The following is a 21,691-nucleotide window of genomic DNA, read 5'->3' as shown; positions in this document are numbered from 1 at the left end:
CTTTTTGTATAAGCTTCAGCAGCTTTACTCAGGCAGGCCCGCTTTGCGCAAACCTTCCAAATAGTGCTCGAGGTCTTCTGTGACCCGCCAGGGCAGAGCTTTGCTGATGAAAGTGACCGACAGCTGCGGGTTTCTTTTTAATGCTGACGCCATGGCAGTTTCTGCCGGTTCAACTCTTTCCTGTTGAGCTTGCGCGGCCGCCAGACATGTCCAGCACCAGAATCCCGCCCCCGGTTGGTGCGTCGATTTCTTAGCAACCTCAATCGCATCCTCATAGCGACGCAAATGGTACAGGGCGTGCGCCTTTACCTGCAGAAACGTCCAAATCATCGGGTCGCGCGGGGAAAAGCGAAGGGCCTGATCGGCATGCACGATGGCCTCTTCGTGACGCCCAAGCAAGGTAAGCGGAGTGACGATGCCATGATGCGCCTGAGCTGAACTGGGGTTAATCTCCAGAGCTGCTTCGAAGTGCAGGATCGCTCCCTCAAGATCGCCGCTTAGGGTGTAGGCACGCCCGAGCCCGAAATGTGTGCTGGTATCCTTGTTGTCCAGTGCAACACCGTGTCGACCGGCGGCAACGGCCTTGGCAATGATGTTCTCGGGGTCATCGACATGTCCAAGCAATACAAGCGCATGCAGCGCCGAGGCAATGGTGCCGTAGGCGCGTGCAAACTCAGGGTCGATCTCGATCGCTTTTTGCAAAAGACCCATCCCTGTCGCGAAATCCTCTTTGGTGATCTTGAACAAGTGCCAGAGCGCGCGGTTGTAGCATTCCCAGGCATCCAGACTGTCAGGCGGTTTTGAGCGGGCGCGTGCACTTTCTGCCTCGGCCAGTTCGGGTTCGATTGCCCCAACGACATTCAGGACAATCTCATCCTGTACAAGAAACACGTCATCCAAGTCGCGGTCGTAGGATTCAGCCCAAAGATGTTGATCGGTTTCCGCATCGATCAACTGTACTGAAATTCGGACACGATTGCCGGCCCGCCGAACACTGCCTTCAATCAGATACCGAATACCAAGCTGCTTGCCGATATCCCTGACGGAAATTGATTGCCCCTTGTAGGTAAAAGAAGAATTGCGAGCGATCGTATAAAACCCCCGCACATGCGACAGAGCAGTGATCAGGTCTTCGGTGATCCCGTCTGAAAAATACTCCTGCTCCAGATCGCCTGACATGTTGTCGAAAGGCAGGACCGCGATCGAGGGCTTGGGGTCCAGGTTTTCAGAAGTTTGAGCTTCCTGAGTTGCAGGTGCTTTTGAATTCGCCCATTGCCAAACCCTTACAGGCCGATCGATGTTCTTCAGTTGCTGAAAACCCAGATCATCGAACTCGACGTTCACGCGGTTCCGAACCTGTTCATGCACGCCGTCTGAAATACAAATCCCTCCGTTTGGTGAAAGCTGTTCAAGCCGGGCCGCTACGTTGACGCCATCTCCGTGTATGTCGTCATTATCGATCAGGACGTCCCCAAGGTTTACTCCAATGCGAAACTCAATTCGCTGGGCAACCGCTTGGTCATTGGCGTCATGCGCGAAAGCCAATTGAATTTCGATTGCGCAGCGCACGGCCTCGACCACGCTTGTGAATTCGGCCAGAATTCCGTCACCCATGAATTTAACCACCCGTCCACCATGCTGGGTGATCTGTGGGGTTATTTCGCGGTCGTAACACTCAGCTAGGCGCTGAATGGTACCTTCCTCGTCGCGCTCGACGAGACGGGCAAATCCAGCGACATCCGCAGCCAGTATTGCGGCAAGCCGTCTTTGAACAGGTTTCTCCGGCATGGGCCACCTCAGAGAGGATGGCACTATAGTACACCAATTCGAGGGAATTACGCAGGTGCCAGTCGGCAGGGTACTGAAAGCGTAGTGATCGGTGCTTGGGATGGCGTTCTGCAAAATGGCAGCCCGTAGGGGAATCGAACCCCTCTTTCCAGGTTGAAAACCTGGCGTCCTAACCGATAGACGAACGGGCCATGCATCTGAACGACGCAAATACAAGGTGGCAGCCCGTAGGGGAATCGAACCCCTCTTTCCAGGTTGAAAACCTGGCGTCCTAACCGATAGACGAACGGGCCACGCTTGCTTGTGGAGGGCCTTTTACGGATTACACCGTTCCCCCGCAAGCCGAAAAGTGCGGTGGCGCGTAACTTTTTTGGCGCCACGCAATGAGGTGCGGAATGACCCTCAAACAGCCTCGGCTGCGTCTTCGATGCGCAGCTGTGCGGTTTGGCGGCCACCCCAGGTATTGACCTCAAGACGGCCTGCAAAATGGAACCTTGCTCCGCCATGATTTACAAGCCGATCGCCCATAGGACTGTCGAAAGCACCAAATGCGATGGCGTCGATGCCACCGTTCATGCCGTCCGACAGCGACAGTTTCAGATGGGATTCGCCGACACGTTTGGCAAAACGGATTTGCAGATCGGGCAGGGCATATCGCGGGGCAGGGGCACCGGCACCAAACGGCCCCGCCTGTTCAATCTGCTCAATCAGATCCACTGTCGCAGCCCCCGGCATCAATGCGCCGTCCAGTTTCATATCGGCTGGCCCGCCTTTTCCCGCCCCCTGTTTGGCAAGCAGTTCCGACAGGCGGGCCATCGTGGGTTCCAACTGATCGCGCATCACCGTAAGGCCCGCCGCCATTTTGTGCCCGCCGCCCTTGACCAGCAATCCCTCTGCCGCCAGCCGCTGAATTGAAGCGCCCAGATCGACGCCCGAAACCGAGCGACCGGATCCCTTGCCCTCGTCCCCGTCGAAACCGATGACAATCGCAGGCCTGTTTGCCGTCTCTTTAAGGCGAGAGGCCACGATTCCGACCACACCGGGGTGCCAGCCGTCTGCAGCGGCCCAGACCAGCGGTGCATCCAGCCCCCGCTCCTCGGCTTGCTCAAGCGCGGCCGCTCGCACGGCGTTTTCAATTTCCCGTCGTTCCGTATTCAACTCGTCAAGACGTTGTGACAGGGCCTCTGCTTCGGTTGGCGACGCAGTGCTGAGAAGCCGGGCCCCCAAATCTGCCTGACCGATCCGGCCACCGGCGTTGACCCGTGGCCCAAGCAGAAAACCCAGATGGTAGGAATTGGGTGCTGCATCCATGCGCGATACGTCAGCCAGCGCAACAAGCCCCGGCCTTTGCCGTTGTGCCATGACCTTAAGGCCTTGCCGAACCAGAGCCCGGTTGGCATCGATCAGAGGCGCGACATCGGCGACGGTCGCAAGGGCCACCAGATCAAGCATCGACATAAGGTCCGGACCTCTGTTTCTGGCCTCTCGCAACTGCCTTCCGGCTTCGACCAGCATCAGGAACACAACGCCAGCCGCGCATAGATAGCCCAGATCGCCGCTTTCGTCCTGCCGGTTCGGGTTAACTACCGCAACACAATCTGGCAAAGTTTCTGCGCCAAGGTGGTGATCCAGAACAATGACATCCGCACCATCGGCTGCTGCAATGGGATCGTGGCTGAGTGTTCCGCAGTCCACGCAGATTATCAGGTCGTGACCGGCTGCCAGTTCCCGCATGGCAGGTACGTTGGGGCCGTACCCTTCGTCGATGCGATCGGGCACATAAAGCGTCGCCTGCAAACCCATCTGCCGAAGCCAGACCAAAAGCAAAGCCGCGGAACTTCCGCCATCCACATCATAATCGGCAAAGACTGCAATCCGCTGCTTCTTTGCCACCGCCTCAAGGAAACGTCCCGCAGCCTTTTTCATATCTTTCAGGGTAAGCGGGTCGGGCAGCAGTTCTTTCAACCGGGGTTCCAGAAAACCCTTGGCCTCTTCGGGGGGGACGCCACGCCTTGCCAGAACCTGACATACGGCACGTGGCAGATCAGCCTGCTGCACAAGCATTTCCACGGCGCGCTCGACCTCTGGCGATGGTCCGACCCAACGCCGATTGGTCAATGATTGTTCAACCCCAAGAAAGCTCATGGCACATTCCTAACAGACCAAGGCCGGACCCAATCGGGGCCCGGCCTATTAGTTTTGTTGATCAAGGTCGCGATGCAACCCCTCAATCCTTGTCGTGAGGCCACATCGGTGTGCGATAGGTCATCCGACGAACCGATCCCGTTTTCGAGCGCATCAGCAGCGTCGTCGTCTCGACCCAGCCCGGCTCGCGCTTGATGCGCGGCAGCAACGAACCTCCGGTCACACCGGTTGCGGCAAAGATCACATCCGCCGTCACCATCTCGTCCCGCGAATAGATGCGGTCCAGATCGGTGATACCTGCCTTGGCCGCGCGCCCACGTTCATCGTCGTTGCGGAACAGCAAGCGGCCAAAAATCTGACCGCCCATGCATTTCAGTGCGGCTGCAGCCAGAACGCCCTCAGGCGCGCCGCCTTGCCCCATGTACATGTCGATGCCGGTCACTTCGCTTTCGGCACAGTGCATGACACCGGCAACATCGCCGTCGGTGATCAGACGGATCGAAGCACCGGTTTCCCGCACCTCGGCGACCATTGCTTCGTGGCGGGGGCGTTCCAGAATGCAGACAGTGATGTCGGCCGGATCGCAATTCTTGGCCTTGGCCAGCGCTTCAACACGTTCCCGCGGGGTCATATCCAGCGAAACGACACCTTCTGCATAACCGGGACCTACAGCAAGCTTGTCCATGTAGACATCCGGTGCGTGCAGCATGGAACCGCGCGGTCCCATGGCAATCACGGTCAGCGCGTTGGGCATATCCTTGGCCGTCAGCGTAGTGCCTTCCAGAGGATCCAGCGCGATGTCCACACCCGGTCCGTCACCGGTGCCGACCTCTTCGCCGATATAAAGCATCGGCGCTTCGTCCCGCTCACCTTCCCCGATGACCACGACACCGGCGATGTCGAGCAGGTTCAACTGCTCGCGCATGGCATTCACGGCTGCCTGGTCGGCTGCTTTCTCATCACCGCGACCCACAAGTGAGGCAGAGGCAAGCGCGGCCTGTTCCGCAACCCGCGCAAGGCCCAGAGACAGCATGCGGTCATTGAAATCGATCTTGGCAGCATTCATGTTTCGTAATCCTTTGATCAGAGGGGGCCTTTTGTCCGGCATAGCCTGCCGATTGCGCAGGCCGCAAGGGGTCAGACCTGTTCGATACGCAAAGCAACCGGCTCACCGGCCACAACGTTGGTAGTTCTGAGCCCTTCGAGAGCTACATCCAGAGAGGTTCGCGTCGTTTTATGCGTCACGATCAGAACCGGCGCGGTGTTTTCGGTGTGCGCATATTGGCGCATCCGGTCGATGGACACACCGGCGTCGCCCAGAATGGCCGCAACCTTGGCCAGCGCGCCGGGTTTGTCCAGTAGTCCAAGGCGCAGATAATAGGGGGCGGGCAGTCCGGTGCGGGCAGGGGTGGACTCTTCCAACGTGTTTGCCCGGCGTCCAAAGGTCGAAATTTGCAGGCCACGCGCAAGATCGCAGATGTCCCCGAGAACCGCACTTGCGGTAGGACCTTCGCCGGCACCAGGGCCGCGCATCACGATCTGTTCCACGGCGTCGCCTTCGATCACAACCATATTGGTTCCACCTTCAAGCTGCCCGATAGGAGAGTCGCTGGGCACGAGGCACGGTTGCATACGCTGCTCCAGCCCACGCGCACTGCGCTGTGCGACACCCAGCAGCTTGATGCGATAGCCCATGTCGGCGGCCTGATGGATATCGTCCAGACTGATGTGCTGAATGCCCTCAATTTCGATGCCGTCAAAGTTCGGTTTGGTGCCAAACGCGATCGATGCCAGCAACGCCAGCTTATGCGCCGCATCAATACCACCGACGTCAAGGTTTGGATCGGCTTCAAGGTAGCCCAGCTTGGCGCATTCCTCGAACAGAGCGTTATAACCCAGCCCCTGAGATTCCATCCGGGTCAGAATGTAATTGCACGTGCCGTTCATCACACCCATGACGCGGGTCACATCGTTACCCGCAAGCCCTTCGGTCAGGGCCTTGATGACGGGAATGCCACCCGCCACAGCGGCCTCGAACCGGATGATGCGGCCTTTGCTTTCGGCCAGTTCCGCCAATTCCTGACCGTGGATTGCCAGCAGAGCCTTGTTTGCGGTGACCACATCCTTGCCGGTATTCAATGCCGCTTCGACCGATGCCTTTGCCGGACCGTTCTCACCGCCCATCAGTTCGACAAACACGTCGATATCGTCGCGGTTCGCCAATGCGACCGGATCGGTTTCCCAGGCATATCCGGAAAGGTTGACGCCGCGATCCTTGTCTGCGTCGCGCGCCGATACCGCCACAATCTCGACAGGACGGCCCGTGCGGGCCTGCAGCAAATCAGAATGGCGACGGATGATTTTGACCACGCCAACGCCGACGGTGCCCAAACCAGCAATTCCCAACCTCAGCGCCTGTGTCATATAGTAGAATCCTCTATGCTCGGACCTTTGGTCCCGGACAATTCGCCCCTTGCCGGGTGCCTTAGCCGGTTCGCGTTTGGGGCGCAATCCGTCACAGCCCGGTTGTCCTATTCATTGTTCGAAAACTCAGTCGATCGACACTTCCTGAAGCGCCTTGGCGCGCTCATCCAACGCTTCTTTGCGTTGGGTGAGTTCTTCTTCAACTTCGGCGGCCTCATCCTCGGGTTTGACTGGGGGGCCAAGTGTTTCCTGCAACGGGATCAGGCGCGGATAGGCGGCCTTGCGCACCCCAGGAGCCTCACTGTCTTCGAGTTCCGGGATGTTGACGCAGCCGGTACAGGCTAGCAACAGGATCAGCAGTGGCGCGGGCTTCATAGTCGGCCTTTCAGAAGCATCTTGATGTGTGATGCACTTTTTGGGTTATGCGTGCAAGCGGGCTTCTATCTGAACATCCGTTCATATATTGTGGCGCTATGGCACGTACTCAAGGTTCTCATTCTGATATTACCGGACCCCGCATCCGAAAGGCTGCGCTGCAACTGTTTGCCCGGCATGGGTATGCGGCGGTGTCCATGCGCCAGATCGCCGGAGAGGTCGGTGTACAGGCCGGTGCGCTGTACAACTACACGCCGGACAAACAAAGCCTGCTGTTCAGGCTTATGCGCAACCACATGGAAGAACTTCTGTCCGCTCGCGGAGCATCCGAGGTTCCTGACGATCCGGTCCAGGCACTCAGACAGTTTGTCGGTTTTCATATCCGGTTTCATCTGGAGCGGTCCGACGAAGTGTTCATCGCCTATATGGAACTCAGGAACCTGACGGCCGAAAATTTCGCAGATATCGAAGCGTTGCGCCGCCAGTACGAGGACGACCTGGAAGGAATACTGCGCAATGGGCAGTCCGTCGGCGTTTTCACGGTCCCGGATACCAAGATTGCAACTTTGGCGGTGATTGCGATGCTCAATGGTGTCAACACCTGGTACCGAAGCGGTGGCAGATTGTCCTTGGATGAGGTTGAAACGATTTACTGGGACATGGTGCGCAAGGCCGTATCTTCGTAAATATCAACCTTCCTCAGCAAGATCATAGTGGTGCAGAAACCGTTCTTTCACGATCCCTTCTTCTTCGGGCAGAACATGTGGCTGTTGCCAGTCGGGGCCAGCAAATTCGGCCAATGCTTCCACCGACTCCCACACCATTACAAAGCAGAATTCGTTTTGCGCTTCCTCCCGTGGCAGCCCGGCTGTGATTGAAACCAGCCCGCTCTGCCTTTTCATGAACGGCAAGGCGGTATTCAGAAAAAATTCGCGGAACTCATCGACCTTATCGTCGAAAATTCGCGCGCGAAATACACGTACGATCATGATGGCCTCCTGATCGGATAGAAGGCCATCTTAGCATGAATCAGTGAGCCGGCTGGATAAAGGTTCCGTTCCGCAGTTCGCGAAACGCCTTTTGCAGTTCATCCCGTGTATTCATGACTATCGGTCCGTGCCAGGCGACAGGTTCATTTATCGGTGCGCCGGAAACCAACAGGAACCTGACGCCATTCGGTCCGGCCTGAACGGTTACTTCCTCTCCGGTCCCGAAACGGACAAGCGTTCGGTCACCAGACAAATCGCGAATATTGACTTCCTGTCCCGCCACTTCCTTTTCAAGCAGGACGCCACTTGGCTGTGAAGCATCAGCAAACGCCGCCTCTCCTTCGAAGATATAGGCGAACGCCCGTCGATACGTGTCTATCGAGAACGTCTTTTTCACACCCGGGGGGATCGAAATGTCCAGATATTGCGGGTCGGCAGCAATACCATCCACCGGTCCTTTCTTACCCCAAAACTCACCTACGATCACCTTCACTTTGGTGCCGTCGTCGTCGGTGATTTCCGGAATATCTGTGCCACGCACATCCTGATATCGCGGGGCGGTCATTTTTTGGCTTGATGGCAGATTGCCCCACAACTGAAATCCGTGCATCTGACCATGAGAATTCCCCTTGGGCATTTCCTGATGGAGGATACCCGATCCCGCAGTCATCCATTGTACGTCGCCCGCGCCGAGAGCTCCTGTATTCCCAAGAGAGTCCCCGTGCTCGACCGTTCCGGAAAGCACATAAGTGATCGTCTCGATCCCTCTGTGGGGATGCCAAGGGAATCCGGCCTGAAAATCGGCGGGGTTTTCATTCCTGAAGTCGTCGAACAACAGGAACGGGTCAAGTTCGCTTGGGTCCTGAAATCCGAATGCGCGGTGCAGTTTTACACCGGCTCCTTCAACGGTTGGCTTTGCTTTGCGTGTTTCGATTGTTGGCCTGAGAGACATCCGATCCTCCTGACTGTGCACGTCAATTTAACCAGTGCACGAACGTATTCAATTTGCAGCAGATCACCGGCATTGTGCGATTTTGCAAAGGCACGGCTGAATATACGCTTACCCTGTTGTTCGCTGTGAAATCCCGTTATTGGGTGCAGGGATCGAATTTGGAGACCGGTATGCAGGACGAAGTTCTGGCTGTTGTAGAAGCATCTGAGCCAAGGCGCTGGACCGGGGTAGGGATGCTTGTCGCGCTTGGTGCGTTGGTTATCTATGTCGCGCTATCAACTCCGCCCGCGTTTGGATGGCAAGTGTTCTTGTTGGCCGCCGGGGCCGCTGCTCTTTGGCTGGCGCGACGGCTTTGGGTATCGACTGCGGATCGGATCGAACTGACGCGTAAAGAACTGCGAACGGGGGCAGGGGATGTGATTATTCGCATCGACGATGTTCAAACAATCGACCGGGGTGTTTTTGCGTTCAAGCCTTCAAACGGTTTCCTGATCCGCGCTCGGGAAGCGTCGGGAAACAGCTGGGCGCCAGGTTTGTGGTGGCGGCTGGGTCATAGAATTGGAATCGGCGGCGTCACCGCCGCCGCACAAACCAAATTCATGTCGGAAATGATCGCCGCCCTGCTGGCCGAGCGGGATTGAGTTCAGAAATTGTCGACGATCTGATCAAAGACGCGTGGATGGGTGAAAACGAAGTTTTCCAACCGCACTTCTCTTTCAAAGCCGATTTTATAGGGCCGTTGATAAAGGTTGTTGGTTTCGACCAGTATCATTCGGCCATAGTTCGGCATGACTGGCAGCTTGTCTTTTATTTCGGCGATATCGCTGTTTGTCATGTCATTAAAAAGAGGACCGCGACTTCTGGACCAATGCACCTCGTGCCGTTTTTCATCGTCCAGGTATTCAAAATACGTGACGCGCAGGTTCATCTCGGTACCTTCAGCGACCATGAACTCCATCACTTCCATCAGCGTATCAATATATGCGTCGTTCACGACGCCATCTTCCCGTGACACGATATCTGCGACAGCATAGGCGGCCTTGATATTGGCGGCGCTCTGCCGATAGCCGTCGAAGAATGTGTAAGACGCGATGATGGACCAGAACAGCCAGGGAACGATGATAATCGTTTCAATGGCCAGCGAACCTTCTTCGTTTTTTGCAAAACGTTTCAGGAACGACGACAAAAGGTTTGGGCGTTTAGTTTGGTTCATGGACAAACACCGTCGTTGCATGCAGTTCGAATTGACCATCTGAGTCACGCTGTGCCATCTGGCCGATGTTCGAGCCGTGGAAAATCGGGAAAATCTCAACGCAGGCACGCAGAACCATCAGCTCGTTCGCCGCACCTTGATTATATTCTTGTCCGGTGCCGCTTTCGGTGTTCCGGATATCTTCTGGGGTATCGACGCAAAACGGGGTTTCATGCAGTTCGATGCCGTTGCGCAGGTCGACACTTTTCATTTCAAGCGCCAGATTGGCGTCACAGTCTTTGATGAAATCCGCGTTATCGCAGATGATTCTTTTGAGCAGGTCGTGATCCCATTCGGCACCCGGGGTAGGGTCGTATTTTTCGATATGATTCAGCCTGACATCACGAACCGTCTCGTCCAGCGCCCTTTCTAGATTGGCGTGGTGAAAGGCGATCACACCGATCTCGACCCCTGCCATCATCAGGTACAGGAAGATTGGAACAACGATCACAAATTCAATTGATAACGAGCCGTTCTCGCGCCGGGCAAATCGGCGAAGTAGGCCAAGCAGTCTGTTGGTCATTGTGTCAGCCTCAGATTACGGATCGTGGAACCGATCGAGTCGAACACGCTGATGATCTCGGTCCCATTCGCCTCGTAGTATGTGCCGACACTTGTCTTGCAGTCCCAGAGAATACTCTTGCCGGCTGAAGGGGCCTCGAAAGCGACGGAGAAAATGATAATGTTCTCTTCCTTCGCAGCAGCGCACAGCGATCTTACACGTGGGTCTTTTTCCGCCCGGGCATAAGGTTCAGTTACACCGGCATGCCAGACGTCTGCCTGAGCGTCTCCCATCCATTCGGCGTACAACTCCCGGACGACCTCCGAGCCCGTGCTTTCCCAAACGTCATGCCACTCTAGATGCCGCGGATCAGGGTCGGAACTGGATACTTTTTCAGAGCGAATTCGTGTCCTGCTTTCGTTCCTGCTGGTACAGATTTCAGTAGAACCACTAGTGGTCCAGCTTGTGCATCTGTAGACGGTGTATTGCCCGCTACCGAAAGGGTGGTCTTGCCACTCATCTCTCACCCAGCGGCGACCTCTGCTGTCAGGATCTTCCAGCAACTGTACGTCGTGCCAGTAATACTGCTCATAGTAGGCGCTGTCTGGATCATCGTTTTGAGTCGAATATTTATTTTCTGTTTCAAACCAATGGATATTGGAAAAACCAAAACGATAAGGATCATTCACCCGGTAGTTCGTTGTGTTGTATCCATCGGTCATCAGAATGATGACTTTCATGACGTCAGAGCCCGTGTAGTTCTTGGGCCGATCATCGAATTCGGTCGGTACGAAGTTGTCTTCGGTCAGTTCCTGTATGACAGGATTGAAGCCTGGGTCCAGCAGGGTCAATCCCCACTTCATTCCGATATCCATAGAGGTATTGCCGCCTGCTTGTAGCCCCTGGATATGGGCCTTCAGAGCGGTTGCATCCTTTTGTGCAACTGTGATCACGTTTGAGTTGGTCGCAGTCTTTCTGATGCAGGCTTCATTGTCCAGAATGTCTCCTGAATTCCGAACGTCATCGTCTATGTAGTTTATGTTCCACGGGATCGGATAGTGGAGCGTTCTCGGCAATGCCACCGTCTCATCAAACGCGGCAATGCTGAAGTCACTTTCCGGGAAATCGATGCAATTTGCGTGAGGGTTTTCACCCTGAGTGTTAAGCTCATTCATCAGGTAATCAGGCAATCTTACCTGATTCGAGTACGGGATGATCGAGATGGAGAGCTTGCCGTCTTCGGTTTTCTCAACCATTTCGTCCACAAAACGCTGAGCAGCAACTTTCAGGTTGGTCAAACGGCTATACCGGCCCATCGAGCCCGAAACGTCCAGCACCATGGAAATTTCGACGTCCCCGATGCTTTCTTCGGCGACGCTCGTGGCAACCGTTGGAATGTAGTCAATGCCGGTAAAGCCTCTGAAGTTCAGGAAATGCGTTTCCACGTCCATGCGAGCTGTCGCCTGGACACGGCGATATCCTTCCAGTGTCGCAGCTGTCGACCCACAAGTGTCAGGCTGAACATCGATGGAACTTACATCCAGATACCGCAAAAGCCCGTCTTTTTCGAAGAAATCGACAATTACGTCTCGGGGGCACAGTTCCTGATCCAAATCGGCGGCAGCCAGCACGGCTCGGTCCAGAGCGTATTGCAGTCGGGCTCGTTCGCGATCAAAACGCATAACGTCAACGGCAATGCCTGCAGCGGCGAAAATGCCCATAATCAGGACCAGAGCAAGAATTGTCATGGCTCCGTTTTCAGAACGCAAAAACCGGATCGGGTGCCGCGACGGCTTGTTGGCCGAAATCTTCTCGGCTAGTTTCAGTATCCGAAATTGCTTTTGCATAACGAAATCCCTCTGCAGGTTCCAAACGGCGGCACCAGAGCTTTGCAACTTTAAGAAAATAGTCGCACAACGTGGCGAGATTTGGGCGGGATGGTCACTATGTTGCTAATATCCGGCCAAAAATAGTTGCAGTATGGAGCTTCTGAGGGGGTCTGTTTCCCTGACGCGAACAATCAATTTGAAATCGTTAAGGCGCCAGCGACTCATCATCACAAATTATGCCGCTTTCGCGAAGTGATGAAAAAAGTGGCGAATTTCCATTGAACGGTAACGATATGGGTGCGACAAATCGTCGGGACGAGAGTCGTTGCAGGGCACGGAGGAATTTATGACCCGAGTTACCGAACCCAGTTTCCGAGAGAGCGTGGATCTGATGTTCAACAGGGCGGCCGCCCTTATGGATCTGCCGCCGGGGCTGGAAGAAAAGATCCGGGTTTGCAACGCGACCTATACAGTTCGTTTCGGTGTACGCCTGCGGGGCCAGATACACACATTTACCGGATACAGGTCGGTTCACTCCGAACATATGGAGCCGGTCAAGGGCGGTATCCGCTATGCTCTGGCCGTGAACCAGGATGAGGTTGAGGCTTTGGCCGCGCTGATGACCTACAAATGTGCACTGGTCGAAGCACCGTTCGGAGGTTCCAAGGGGGGGCTGTGTATCGACCCCCGCCAGTACGAAGAGCACGAGCTGGAGCAGATCACACGCCGTTTTGCGTATGAGTTGGCAAAACGCGACCTGATCAACCCGTCTCAGAACGTTCCGGCGCCGGATATGGGAACGGGTGAGCGTGAGATGGCCTGGATGGCGGATCAATATGCGCGAATGAATACGACCGACATAAACGCGCGCGCCTGTGTCACCGGCAAACCGCTGAATGCCGGGGGGATCGCCGGACGTGTTGAGGCGACGGGGCGCGGTATTCAGTACGCCCTGCGTGAGTTTTTCCGACATCCCGAGGATGTCAAAAAGGCTGGCATGTCTGGCAAACTCGATGGAAAGCGGGTGATTGTTCAGGGTCTGGGCAATGTGGGATATCACGCTGCCAAATTCCTGAGTGAGGAAGACGGATCGCGAGTAATCGGGATCATCGAACGGGACGGTGCCCTTTATGACCCCGATGGAATCGATGTCGAAGCGGTGCGGCAGTGGATCGTGAAACACGGTGGTGTCGCCGGATATCCGGATGCGACACACACCGCTGAAGGCGGAGCCGTGATGGAAGAGGAATGCGATATTCTGATCCCGGCTGCGTTGGAAGGGGTGATCAACCTGACCAATGCCGACCGGATCAAGGCGCCGCTAATCATCGAGGCAGCAAATGGTCCGGTAACCGCTGGCGCCGATGAAATTCTGCGCAAGAAAGGCGTGGTGATCATTCCGGACATGTATGCCAACGCTGGTGGTGTGACGGTTTCCTATTTCGAATGGGTGAAAAACCTGAGCCATATCCGGTTCGGCAGAATGCAGCGTCGACAGGAAGAGGCTAGGCACGAACTGATCGTCAGCGAACTGGAGCGTCTCGATCGTTATCTGGCTGATGCCTGGTCGATGACGCCTGGTTTCAAGTCCAAGTACCTGAAAGGGGCCGACGAGCTGGAGCTCGTGCGATCCGGTCTCGATGACACGATGCGAATTGCGTACCAGTCTATGAGTGAGGTCTGGCATGATCGCGCAGATGTCGACGATTTGCGGACTGCCGCGTACATCGTTGCCATCGATAGGGTGTCCAAGAGTTACCGGGCGAAAGGTCTGTAATCTAATCCGAACATCACGAAAAACGCGCCTTGCGAGGCGCGTTTTTTTTGGCCCTATTAACTCGGATAAGTGTGTGTGCTGCAGTCGTGCACGCCTTGCAAATGGTCGCCATCGGACCAGAATTTGTCGAAAAGCGATATGGCCCAGAGCGCGCCGCGTTGTTAGGTGTGTGCAGACGGTGCCAAAAAGGCTCGATCTTTAGGGAGTGGATCATGCGATTTTCCGGCCTCCGTGTGGTGATGGAAGGTTTGACCGGCAATAAAGGCTGGACGCCACATTGGCGCGACCCCGAACCCAAATCGGAATATGACATCATCATTATTGGTGGGGGCGGGCACGGCCTGAGCACAGCCTACTATCTGGCGAAAGAGCATGGGCTGACAAATGTCGCTGTGCTGGAAAAAGGGTACATTGGCGGCGGTAACGTCGGACGGAATACGACAATTGTGCGCGCCAACTACTTCTTGCAGGGAAATTCGGAGTTTTACTCTCATTCCCTGAAGCTTTGGGAAGGGCTGGAAGAGGATCTGAACTACAACGTCATGCATTCGCAGCGTGGGATCATCAACCTTTTCCATTCGGATGGTCAGCGTGATGCCGCTGCCAGACGTGGCAACATGATGATCAGCCAGGGCGATGACGCCATCCTGTTGAACCGGGATGAGTTACGGACAATGGTGCCCTATCTGAATTTCGACGATCTGCGGTTTCCGCTTTATGGCGGGCTTTATCACCCACGCGGCGGCACAGCACGTCATGATGCGGTGGCTTGGGGATATGCCCGTGGAGCAGATCAGCGAGGTGTGGATCTGATCCAGAATTGTGAAGTTACCGGCATCGATATTGAAAACGGCGTTGTTAAGGGTGTTCAGACATCACGTGGCCCGATCCGCGCCAAAAAGGTGGCGATGGTCGTGGCGGGTCGTTCCGGGCAGGTGGCGGAAATGGCCGGTATGCGCCTGCCAATTGAAAGCCACGTCCTACAGGCATTTGTGACCGAGGGTTTGAAACCCTGTATCGATCACGTGGTCACCTTCGGGATGGGGCATTTCTATATAAGCCAATCCGACAAGGGCGGATTGGTTTTTGGCGGGGATCTGGATTTTTACGCCTCATACGCTGCGCGGGGTAATCTTCCGACAGTGGAAAGCGTGATGGAGGCAGGGATGGCCTTGATGCCGATGATCGGCAAGGCCAAGGTTTTACGCAGTTGGGGCGGGATCATGGATATGTCGCCCGATGGATCGCCGATCATCGACAAGACGGATGTCGACGGGCTGTATCTGAATTGCGGCTGGAACTACGGCGGGTTCAAGGCGGTTCCTGGTTCGGGCAACGTGTTCGCTCATCTGATCGCCACGGATCGGTACCACGACAATGCCACGGGTTTCCGGCTGGACCGGTTCCGCACCGGACGCGGCATTATCGATGAAGAGGGCAAAGGCTCTCAACACAACCTGCACTGAGGGTGGCTATGTCGGATTTCCGTATTTTTGACGAGAAGAAGCAGGGGGTGCGGTCATGAGGATTACCTGTCCGCATTGTGGCGAGCGGGATCGCCGGGAGTTTTATTACCGCGGAGCGGCCGTTGACCTGGTCCGCCCTGCGCCTGACGCGGGTCAGGAGGCGTGGGACAACTTCGTTTACTTGCGCGATAACCCGGCGGGCGAGACCCGTGACCTTTGGTACCACGAAGGGGGATGCGGCGCCTGGATCGTTGTGACCCGAAACACCGTCACGCATGAGGTTGTCGCTACCGAACTGGCGTCGGAGGCTAGGTCATGAGAATTAATGGCAAGGGATTGCTGGACCGAACCAAACCGGTTTCATTCGTTTTTGATGGCGTAAGCTATACCGGTTTTGAAGGAGATACGCTTGCTTCGGCCCTGTTGGCCAATGGCATTCGTCTGATGGGGCGTTCGTTCAAATATCACCGTCCGCGTGGTGTGTTGACTGCGGGCAGCGAAGAACCGAACGCACTGGTCACTGTCGGGCGTGGGGCCTCGCAAGAGCCGAATGTGCGCGCGACGATGCAGGAGATTTTTCCGGGCCTCGAAGCGCGCAGCCAGAACCGCTGGCCCAGTCTGAATTTCGATCTGCAGGCCGTGAACGACCTCGGGGCCCCGTTCTTGGGCGCAGGCTTCTACTATAAAACGTTCATGTGGCCACGGAGCTTCTGGGAAAAAGTCTATGAGCCGATTATCCGTCGCTCCGCCGGTCTGGGGGCACTGTCTGGCGAGGATAATGCGGATAAATACGAAAGCGCCTACGCATTCTGTGATCTGCTTGTAATCGGGGCCGGTCCTGCGGGTCTGATGGCCGCACTGACGGCAGGCAGGGCCGGGGCGGATGTCATTCTTGCGGACGAAAGCAGCCGCATGGGTGGTCGCCTGCTGTCAGAGACGATCGAGGTTGATGGTAAGCCCGGTTCCGTTTGGGTCGATGAAGTTCTGGCTGAATTGCGCTCGATGAACAATGTGCGGCTGATGACGCGCACGACCGTCGCGGGTGCATATGACCAGGGTACGTTTGCCGCTTTGGAACGGGTGTTGCATCATCGTGAGCGCCGTCCGAACGGTGCGCCACTTGAAACATATTGGCGGATCGCGGCGAAACGGTCGGTTCTTGCGGCAGGCGCAATAGAACGCCCTGTCGCGTTTCGCGACAATGATCGTCCCGGAATTATGACTGCCGGGGCAGTGCGGGCATATCTCAATCGTTGGGGCGTTGCCGCGGGTAAGAACGTGACAATTTTCGGCAACACCGATGAGATTCACCGCACCGCCCGCGATTTGCTGGAGGCAGGTGTTCACGTCGCCGCAGTGATCGACAGCCGTCACGACGCGCCTGTGTCCGATGACTATCACGTGCTTCGTGGTGCGCAGGTCTGCGGCAGTGCGGGCCGCAAGGGGTTGGAGGCTATCACCGTGCGTCGCCCCAGTGGAGAGGAGAGCATTCACACCGATTGTCTGGCGATGACTGGTGGGTGGAATCCATCGATCCATCTGACCTGCCATATGAACGGGCGCCCGACCTGGCGGCGTGACATCGCGGCCTTTGTACCAACTCCGGGTGCGATTCCAGGTATGGGGACCGCTGGTTCGTGTAACGGATCTTTCTCGACCGCGGCTTGCCTGCACGAAGGAGTTGCCGCCGCGCGCGAGGCGCTGGAAGGGATTGGGATGACGGCACCCGATCTGGCAGCACCTGAGGCAGAAGATGCGCCTTATGAAATTTCGCCACTTTGGTCGGTTCCCGGTAAGGGACGCGCGTGGCTGGATTTTCAAAACGATGTAACGGTCAAGGACGTCAAACAGGCTGCGACGGAAAACTTCCGCTCGGTCGAACACATGAAGCGCTATACCACGCAAGGTATGGCGACCGATCAGGGCAAGAATTCGAATGTTGCGGCGCTGGCGGTTCTGGCCGATGCGACGGGGCGTGGGATTTCCGAGACCGGAACCACGACATTCCGGCCGCCTTATTCGCCGATTGCAATTGCTGCATATGGGGCGGGGGCTGAGGGTAAAGGTTTCAAACCTCAGCGCTTTACGACATCTCACAAGGCAACCGTGGCGCGGAGCGCCCCGTTGATCGAAGCGGGTCTGTGGTATCGACCCAGCTATTTTCCGAATTCAGGTGAAACAACCTGGCGCGAGTCCTGTGACCGTGAGGTGAAACTGGTTCGTGAGGCCGTTGGCATTTGTGATGTCTCGACCCTGGGCAAGATCGACATACAAGGGCCGGATGCGGGGGCGTTTCTGGATTTTGTCTATACCAACATGTTTTCGACGCTGAAGGTCGGGCGTGTGCGCTATGGTCTGATGTTGCGCGAAGACGGCTATGTGATGGACGATGGCACGACCGCACGTCTTGATGAAAACCATTACCTGATGACCACAACTACTGCTGCGGCGGGCGACGTGATGAAGCATCTCGAGTTCGTGCATCAGGGTCTGCGCCCCGATCTGGACGTGGCCTTCACATCGGTCACCGAACAGTGGGCCCAGTTCGCTGTGGCCGGACCAAAATCGCGCGAGCTTCTGAATGGGCTTCTGGACCAGCCGATAGATGAAGAAAACTGGCCATTTATGGCATGTGGTCCGGTTAATGTTCTGGGTGTTCAGGGACGGTTGTTCCGTATCTCGTTTTCCGGTGAACATGCCTATGAAATTGCCGTACCTGCCCGCTATGGCGCGAGCTTGTTTGGTATTCTGACGGAACGAGCCGAAGCGCTGGGTGGCGGTCTCTATGGAATGGAGGCTTTGAACGTTCTGCGGATCGAAAAGGGCTTTATTACCCATTCTGAAATCCATGGCCGCACGACGGCCTATGATATTGGCATGGGCCGGATGGTGTCGCAGAAAAAAGACTGTATCGGCAAGACAATGTCGGAACGCCCCGGTCTGGAGGAGGCCGGTCGTGAACGTCTGGTCGGCCTGAAACCTATTGGCGAGAGCAAGCAGTTGCTGGCAGGTGCGCATCTGTACAAGGAAGAAGCAGAGCCGGTTCGAACCAGTGATCAGGGTTATGTGACCTCGGTCTGCTATTCACCGACACTGGGCAGCATGCTGGGTCTGGCGTTTCTGGCAGATGGCCCGGACCGATACGGCGAAGTGATCAAGATGGTGGACCACCTGCGCGGTGTGACCACTCTGTGCGAAGTGGTGAACCCTGTGTTCTTTGATCCCGAAGGAGGGCGTGTTCGTGGATAAACTAATTGCCACATCTCCCTGCGAAGGGTTGCTGCCACTGACCGTTGGCAACGTCACCTTGAGTGAGGTCGATGCCGGATTCATTACGTCTGTCGCTCCGTTCAAAGGTAAGGAGAAATCCTTGTCGGAGGCCATGAAGTCAGCGCACGGGATGGCATACCCGGCCGCGAATCGCGCAACAGGAAAGGCTGGTGCGCGGGCCATCTGGTTTGGGCATTCGCAGGCAATGCTGATAGGACCGCCTCCGGATGAGTCTCTGGCAGATCATGCAGCTGTCGTGGATCAGTCGGATGTGTGGACAGTTGTCAGGTTGGAAGGGGATCGGGCCGAAGATGTGCTCGCCCGTCTGGTTCCCATCGATCTGCGCGCCACGCATTTCAAGCGTGGCCATACCGTACGCAGCTTGTTGTTTCACATGACGGCATCGATCACGCGGGTAGGGGACAGTGCTTTTCAGATCATGGCGTTCCGTTCCATGGCCGAGACTTTGGTTCACGATATGAAAAGGGCAATGGAAGGCGTGGCCGAGCGAGGATAAGCTGCCCCAAAGAAACGATTCCGGGAGAACCCCATGTTGCGTATCGCCGTCGCCGCTGCCTTTCTGGCTACACCTCTGGCTGCAGCTGAAACCAAGGAACAAAGCTGCCGGTATCAGGCAGATGTTGTTGCTGCGGTTCAGAAGGCCAGGCTCGATAAGGTGAAAGAGCGCGATGTGCCCGGGGCCGTTGCCGCAACCAGCCCCACATGGCCCGAAAACTACAATGCAGCGATCCCGCTGATTACGCCGTGGGTCTATGAGCAAAAGATGCGCGATGTGCGCAAAAAGGACCTGGGCGCGGCCTGGTTGGAGCTGTGCCTGCAGCAATAATCCACAGGACCGTCAATTCGCTGTGGACAAACGCTCGTCACTCCCTTGGCGAGCGTTTCCGTTTCTGTCAGGTTTGATGCATGTCACTGCCCCCTGGATTTCTGGATGAATTGCGCACCCGGCTGAGCTTGTCTCAGGTCGTCGGGCGCAAGGTCGTGTGGGACGCCCGCAAATCCAATCAGGGTAAAGGCGACATGTGGGCGCCATGCCCGTTTCATCACGAAAAGACGGCATCCTTCCATGTGGATGATCAAAAGGGGTTCTATTACTGCTTTGGTTGCCACGCCAAAGGTGACGCGATCAATTTCGTGAAAGAGACCGAAAATGTTTCGTTCATCGAGGCGGTCGAGATTTTGGCGCGCGAGGCCGGGATGCCGATGCCGGCGCGCGATCCCAGGGCGCAGGAAAAGCAGGACCGCCGCACTCAACTGGCCGAGGTGATGGAGCAGGCAGTGCAGTTCTTTCGCCTGCAACTCAAGACCGGGGCAGGGGGTGCTGCGCGCGATTATCTGGCCCGGCGCGGATTGGACACGCAAGCACTGGAGCGGTGGGAAATCGGTTTTGCCCCTGACGGCTGGCAGGCGCTGTGGGATCATTTGCGCGGTAAGAACGTCGCTGAGGACCTAATTCTGGGGGCGGGGCTGGCCAAGCCTTCGAACAAGGGCAAAAAGCCCTATGATACGTTCCGCAACCGCATCATGTACCCGATCCGCGACCCGCGTGGGCGCTGCATCGCTTTTGGCGGTCGGGCTATGGACCCAAATGACAACGCGAAATACCTGAACTCGCCCGAGACAGAGTTGTTCGACAAGGGGCGCAGCCTGTATAATCAGGGCCCTGCACGTCAGGCTGCGGGCAAGGGTCAGCCGCTGATCGTTGCCGAAGGGTACATGGATGTGATTGCGCTGGCTGAGGCTGGGTTTGGGGCATCGGTTGCACCCCTGGGCACCGCGATTACCGAACATCAGTTGCAATTGCTTTGGCGTATCTCTGATGAGCCGATCATCGCACTGGACGGGGATACGGCGGGCCTTCGTGCGGCAATGCGTGCGGTCGATCTGGCGTTGCCTTTGCTGGAGGCAGGAAAATCCCTGCGCTTTGCCCTGATGCCCGAGGGGCAAGACCCCGACGATTTGTTGCGTGCCGAAGGAGCAGGGGCTGTGCAGGCGGTTCTGGATAATGCCATTCCGATGGTAAAGCTTCTGTGGCAGCGGGAAACCGAAGGCAAGGTCTTTGACAGCCCCGAGCGTAAGGCGGCGTTGGACAAAACGCTTTGGGACAAAATTAAAGTGATCCGGGATAAATCAATCCGGTCCCACTACGAACAAGAGATAAAGGACCTGCGCTGGCAGTTGTTCCGCCCGCAACGGCAGACACAGAACCGCGAGTGGCAGCCGCGTGGCAAGTGGCAGCCTCAGAAACAACCGGCATCAGCCGGAGCGCGGGCGTCTTTTCTGGCTTCTTCCGACAATGCGGACATCCGGATGCGCGAAGCGGCAATTCTTGCGATCGCCATCCTCAATCCGCAAGTCGTCGTCCAGTTCGAGCATCAGCTAGAAGAAATTGATTGCCATGATCCCGATCACGCAGCCTTGCGAGAGGCCATTTTAAGGCACGCGATAGACGATCCGGACAACCTGCAAGACCACATAATTGCAGCAATGGGTCCCGATGCCCTTGAAAACCTGCTGGGCCTTCGCCATGTCGCAGTTATCCCCTGTGTGTTCAAACCGGGCGATGTTGAAAAGGCCGAGATGACGCTGGCCGAAGAACTCGCGAAAATCAAAGCGCTCCGGGGGTTGGATGCCGAGATTGCCGAAGCTGCGGAGGAACTGACCGATCTGGCGGATGAGGCACTGACGTACCGGCTGGCCCAGGCCGCCGAAGAACGCAACCGCACGAGTCGCAGTCAGAACGAAGACAGGGCCATATTCGACATCGCCGACAACGGCGCGCGAATCAACCGCGACGAGAAAGACGCCTTTGAGGCAATCATGTCTGGTATCAATTTCGAACGGAAACGCCGGTAAACTGGTGTTTTCGTAAGGCACTGGAAAAGAAAAACGGGTAAATGG

The 21,691-nt window shown here is 56.4% G+C and carries 19 protein-coding genes and 2 tRNA genes; 9 read left to right on the top strand and 12 right to left on the bottom strand.

The window, feature by feature from the left end; genetic code table 11:
• Positions 1–24: 24 nt before the first annotated feature.
• The 7 genes from ACR0NW_RS02255 to ACR0NW_RS02225 all read right to left on the bottom strand — a co-directional run bounded on the left by ACR0NW_RS02255 (position 25) and on the right by ACR0NW_RS02225 (position 6,732).
• Complete coding sequence (locus ACR0NW_RS02255) at positions 25–1,788, bottom strand: adenylate/guanylate cyclase domain-containing protein (protein ID WP_480449077.1); 1,764 nt, start codon at positions 1,786–1,788, stop codon at positions 25–27.
• Positions 1,789–1,904: 116 nt separating this feature from the next.
• Positions 1,905–1,979, bottom strand: a tRNA-Glu gene (locus ACR0NW_RS02250).
• A 27-nt stretch (positions 1,980–2,006) separates the two neighbouring features.
• Positions 2,007–2,081 (bottom strand) — tRNA-Glu (locus tag ACR0NW_RS02245).
• 109 nt (positions 2,082–2,190) lie between these two features.
• On the bottom strand, positions 2,191–3,933 hold the full coding sequence (gene recJ, locus ACR0NW_RS02240) for a single-stranded-DNA-specific exonuclease RecJ (RefSeq protein WP_480449079.1): 1,743 nt from the start codon (positions 3,931–3,933) through the stop codon (positions 2,191–2,193).
• A gap of 82 nt (positions 3,934–4,015) precedes the next feature.
• Positions 4,016–4,999: a class II fructose-bisphosphatase gene (gene glpX / locus ACR0NW_RS02235; protein WP_480449080.1), complete on the bottom strand. Its 984-nt coding sequence runs from the start codon at positions 4,997–4,999 to the stop codon at positions 4,016–4,018.
• A 71-nt stretch (positions 5,000–5,070) separates the two neighbouring features.
• A complete protein-coding gene (locus ACR0NW_RS02230; RefSeq protein WP_170650546.1) occupies positions 5,071–6,357 on the bottom strand; it encodes a homoserine dehydrogenase in 1,287 nt (428 codons plus the stop codon).
• 126 nt (positions 6,358–6,483) lie between these two features.
• Positions 6,484–6,732 (bottom strand): hypothetical protein, encoded by a 249-nt coding sequence (locus ACR0NW_RS02225; protein WP_480449082.1) that lies wholly within the window; start codon positions 6,730–6,732, stop codon positions 6,484–6,486.
• Between the two features lie 98 nt (positions 6,733–6,830).
• Here ACR0NW_RS02225 and ACR0NW_RS02220 point away from each other — a divergent pair, with 98 nt between their 5' ends.
• Positions 6,831–7,418 (top strand): TetR/AcrR family transcriptional regulator, encoded by a 588-nt coding sequence (locus tag ACR0NW_RS02220; protein WP_170650542.1) that lies wholly within the window; start codon positions 6,831–6,833, stop codon positions 7,416–7,418.
• 3 nt (positions 7,419–7,421) lie between these two features.
• Here the strand turns inward: ACR0NW_RS02220 and ACR0NW_RS02215 are convergent, their stop codons facing one another.
• Together ACR0NW_RS02215 and ACR0NW_RS02210 are read right to left on the bottom strand one after the other, a co-directional pair.
• Positions 7,422–7,721, bottom strand: coding sequence for an antibiotic biosynthesis monooxygenase (locus ACR0NW_RS02215; protein ID WP_480449083.1), 300 nt, complete (start codon positions 7,719–7,721; stop codon positions 7,422–7,424).
• Between the two features lie 40 nt (positions 7,722–7,761).
• Entirely contained in the window at positions 7,762–8,673 is a 912-nt protein-coding gene (locus tag ACR0NW_RS02210; protein ID WP_480449084.1) for a pirin family protein, read from the bottom strand.
• 170 nt (positions 8,674–8,843) lie between these two features.
• On the opposite strand from ACR0NW_RS02210, the gene ACR0NW_RS02205 reads away from it, so the two are divergent.
• On the top strand, positions 8,844–9,314 hold the full coding sequence (locus ACR0NW_RS02205) for a hypothetical protein (protein WP_480449085.1): 471 nt from the start codon (positions 8,844–8,846) through the stop codon (positions 9,312–9,314).
• A gap of 2 nt (positions 9,315–9,316) precedes the next feature.
• On the opposite strand, the gene ACR0NW_RS02200 is transcribed toward ACR0NW_RS02205, so the two are convergent.
• The 3 genes from ACR0NW_RS02200 to ACR0NW_RS02190 are packed head-to-tail and all read right to left on the bottom strand — an operon-like array spanning position 9,317 to position 12,274.
• Complete coding sequence (locus tag ACR0NW_RS02200; protein ID WP_480449086.1) at positions 9,317–9,886, bottom strand: TadE/TadG family type IV pilus assembly protein; 570 nt, start codon at positions 9,884–9,886, stop codon at positions 9,317–9,319.
• Positions 9,873–10,448, bottom strand: a complete 576-nt coding sequence (locus ACR0NW_RS02195) for a TadE/TadG family type IV pilus assembly protein (protein WP_480449087.1) — start codon at positions 10,446–10,448, stop codon at positions 9,873–9,875. The genes ACR0NW_RS02200 and ACR0NW_RS02195 overlap by 14 nt, the downstream gene beginning before the upstream one ends.
• Positions 10,445–12,274 carry a pilus assembly protein TadG-related protein gene (locus ACR0NW_RS02190; RefSeq protein ID WP_480449088.1) on the bottom strand — a complete coding sequence of 610 codons (1,830 nt, stop codon included), beginning with the start codon at positions 12,272–12,274 and terminating at the stop codon, positions 10,445–10,447. The genes ACR0NW_RS02195 and ACR0NW_RS02190 overlap by 4 nt, the downstream gene beginning before the upstream one ends.
• 328 nt (positions 12,275–12,602) lie before the next feature.
• Here ACR0NW_RS02190 and ACR0NW_RS02185 point away from each other — a divergent pair, with 328 nt between their 5' ends.
• From ACR0NW_RS02185 to dnaG, 7 genes are all read left to right on the top strand, one after another.
• Positions 12,603–14,033, top strand: a complete 1,431-nt coding sequence (locus tag ACR0NW_RS02185; protein WP_170650530.1) for a Glu/Leu/Phe/Val family dehydrogenase — start codon at positions 12,603–12,605, stop codon at positions 14,031–14,033.
• A gap of 212 nt (positions 14,034–14,245) precedes the next feature.
• Entirely contained in the window at positions 14,246–15,499 is a 1,254-nt protein-coding gene (locus ACR0NW_RS02180; RefSeq protein ID WP_480449089.1) for a sarcosine oxidase subunit beta family protein, read from the top strand.
• Between the two features lie 55 nt (positions 15,500–15,554).
• Positions 15,555–15,818 (top strand): sarcosine oxidase subunit delta, encoded by a 264-nt coding sequence (locus tag ACR0NW_RS02175; protein WP_480449090.1) that lies wholly within the window; start codon positions 15,555–15,557, stop codon positions 15,816–15,818.
• On the top strand, positions 15,815–18,748 hold the full coding sequence (locus ACR0NW_RS02170) for a sarcosine oxidase subunit alpha family protein (RefSeq protein WP_480449092.1): 2,934 nt from the start codon (positions 15,815–15,817) through the stop codon (positions 18,746–18,748). Before ACR0NW_RS02175 ends, ACR0NW_RS02170 begins: the two co-directional genes overlap by 4 nt.
• Positions 18,741–19,286, top strand: coding sequence for a sarcosine oxidase subunit gamma (locus ACR0NW_RS02165; protein ID WP_480449093.1), 546 nt, complete (start codon positions 18,741–18,743; stop codon positions 19,284–19,286). Before ACR0NW_RS02170 ends, ACR0NW_RS02165 begins: the two co-directional genes overlap by 8 nt.
• A 33-nt stretch (positions 19,287–19,319) precedes the next feature.
• Positions 19,320–19,616 (top strand): hypothetical protein, encoded by a 297-nt coding sequence (locus ACR0NW_RS02160; RefSeq protein WP_480449094.1) that lies wholly within the window; start codon positions 19,320–19,322, stop codon positions 19,614–19,616.
• 80 nt (positions 19,617–19,696) lie between these two features.
• Positions 19,697–21,646, top strand: coding sequence for a DNA primase (dnaG, locus tag ACR0NW_RS02155; protein ID WP_480449095.1), 1,950 nt, complete (start codon positions 19,697–19,699; stop codon positions 21,644–21,646).
• Positions 21,647–21,691 lie beyond the last annotated feature (45 nt).

Source organism: Ruegeria sp. CF5, from assembly GCF_056537325.1.
Note: the sequence above shows the minus strand (reverse complement) of the source record. Positions and strands in the feature narration are given on the sequence as shown.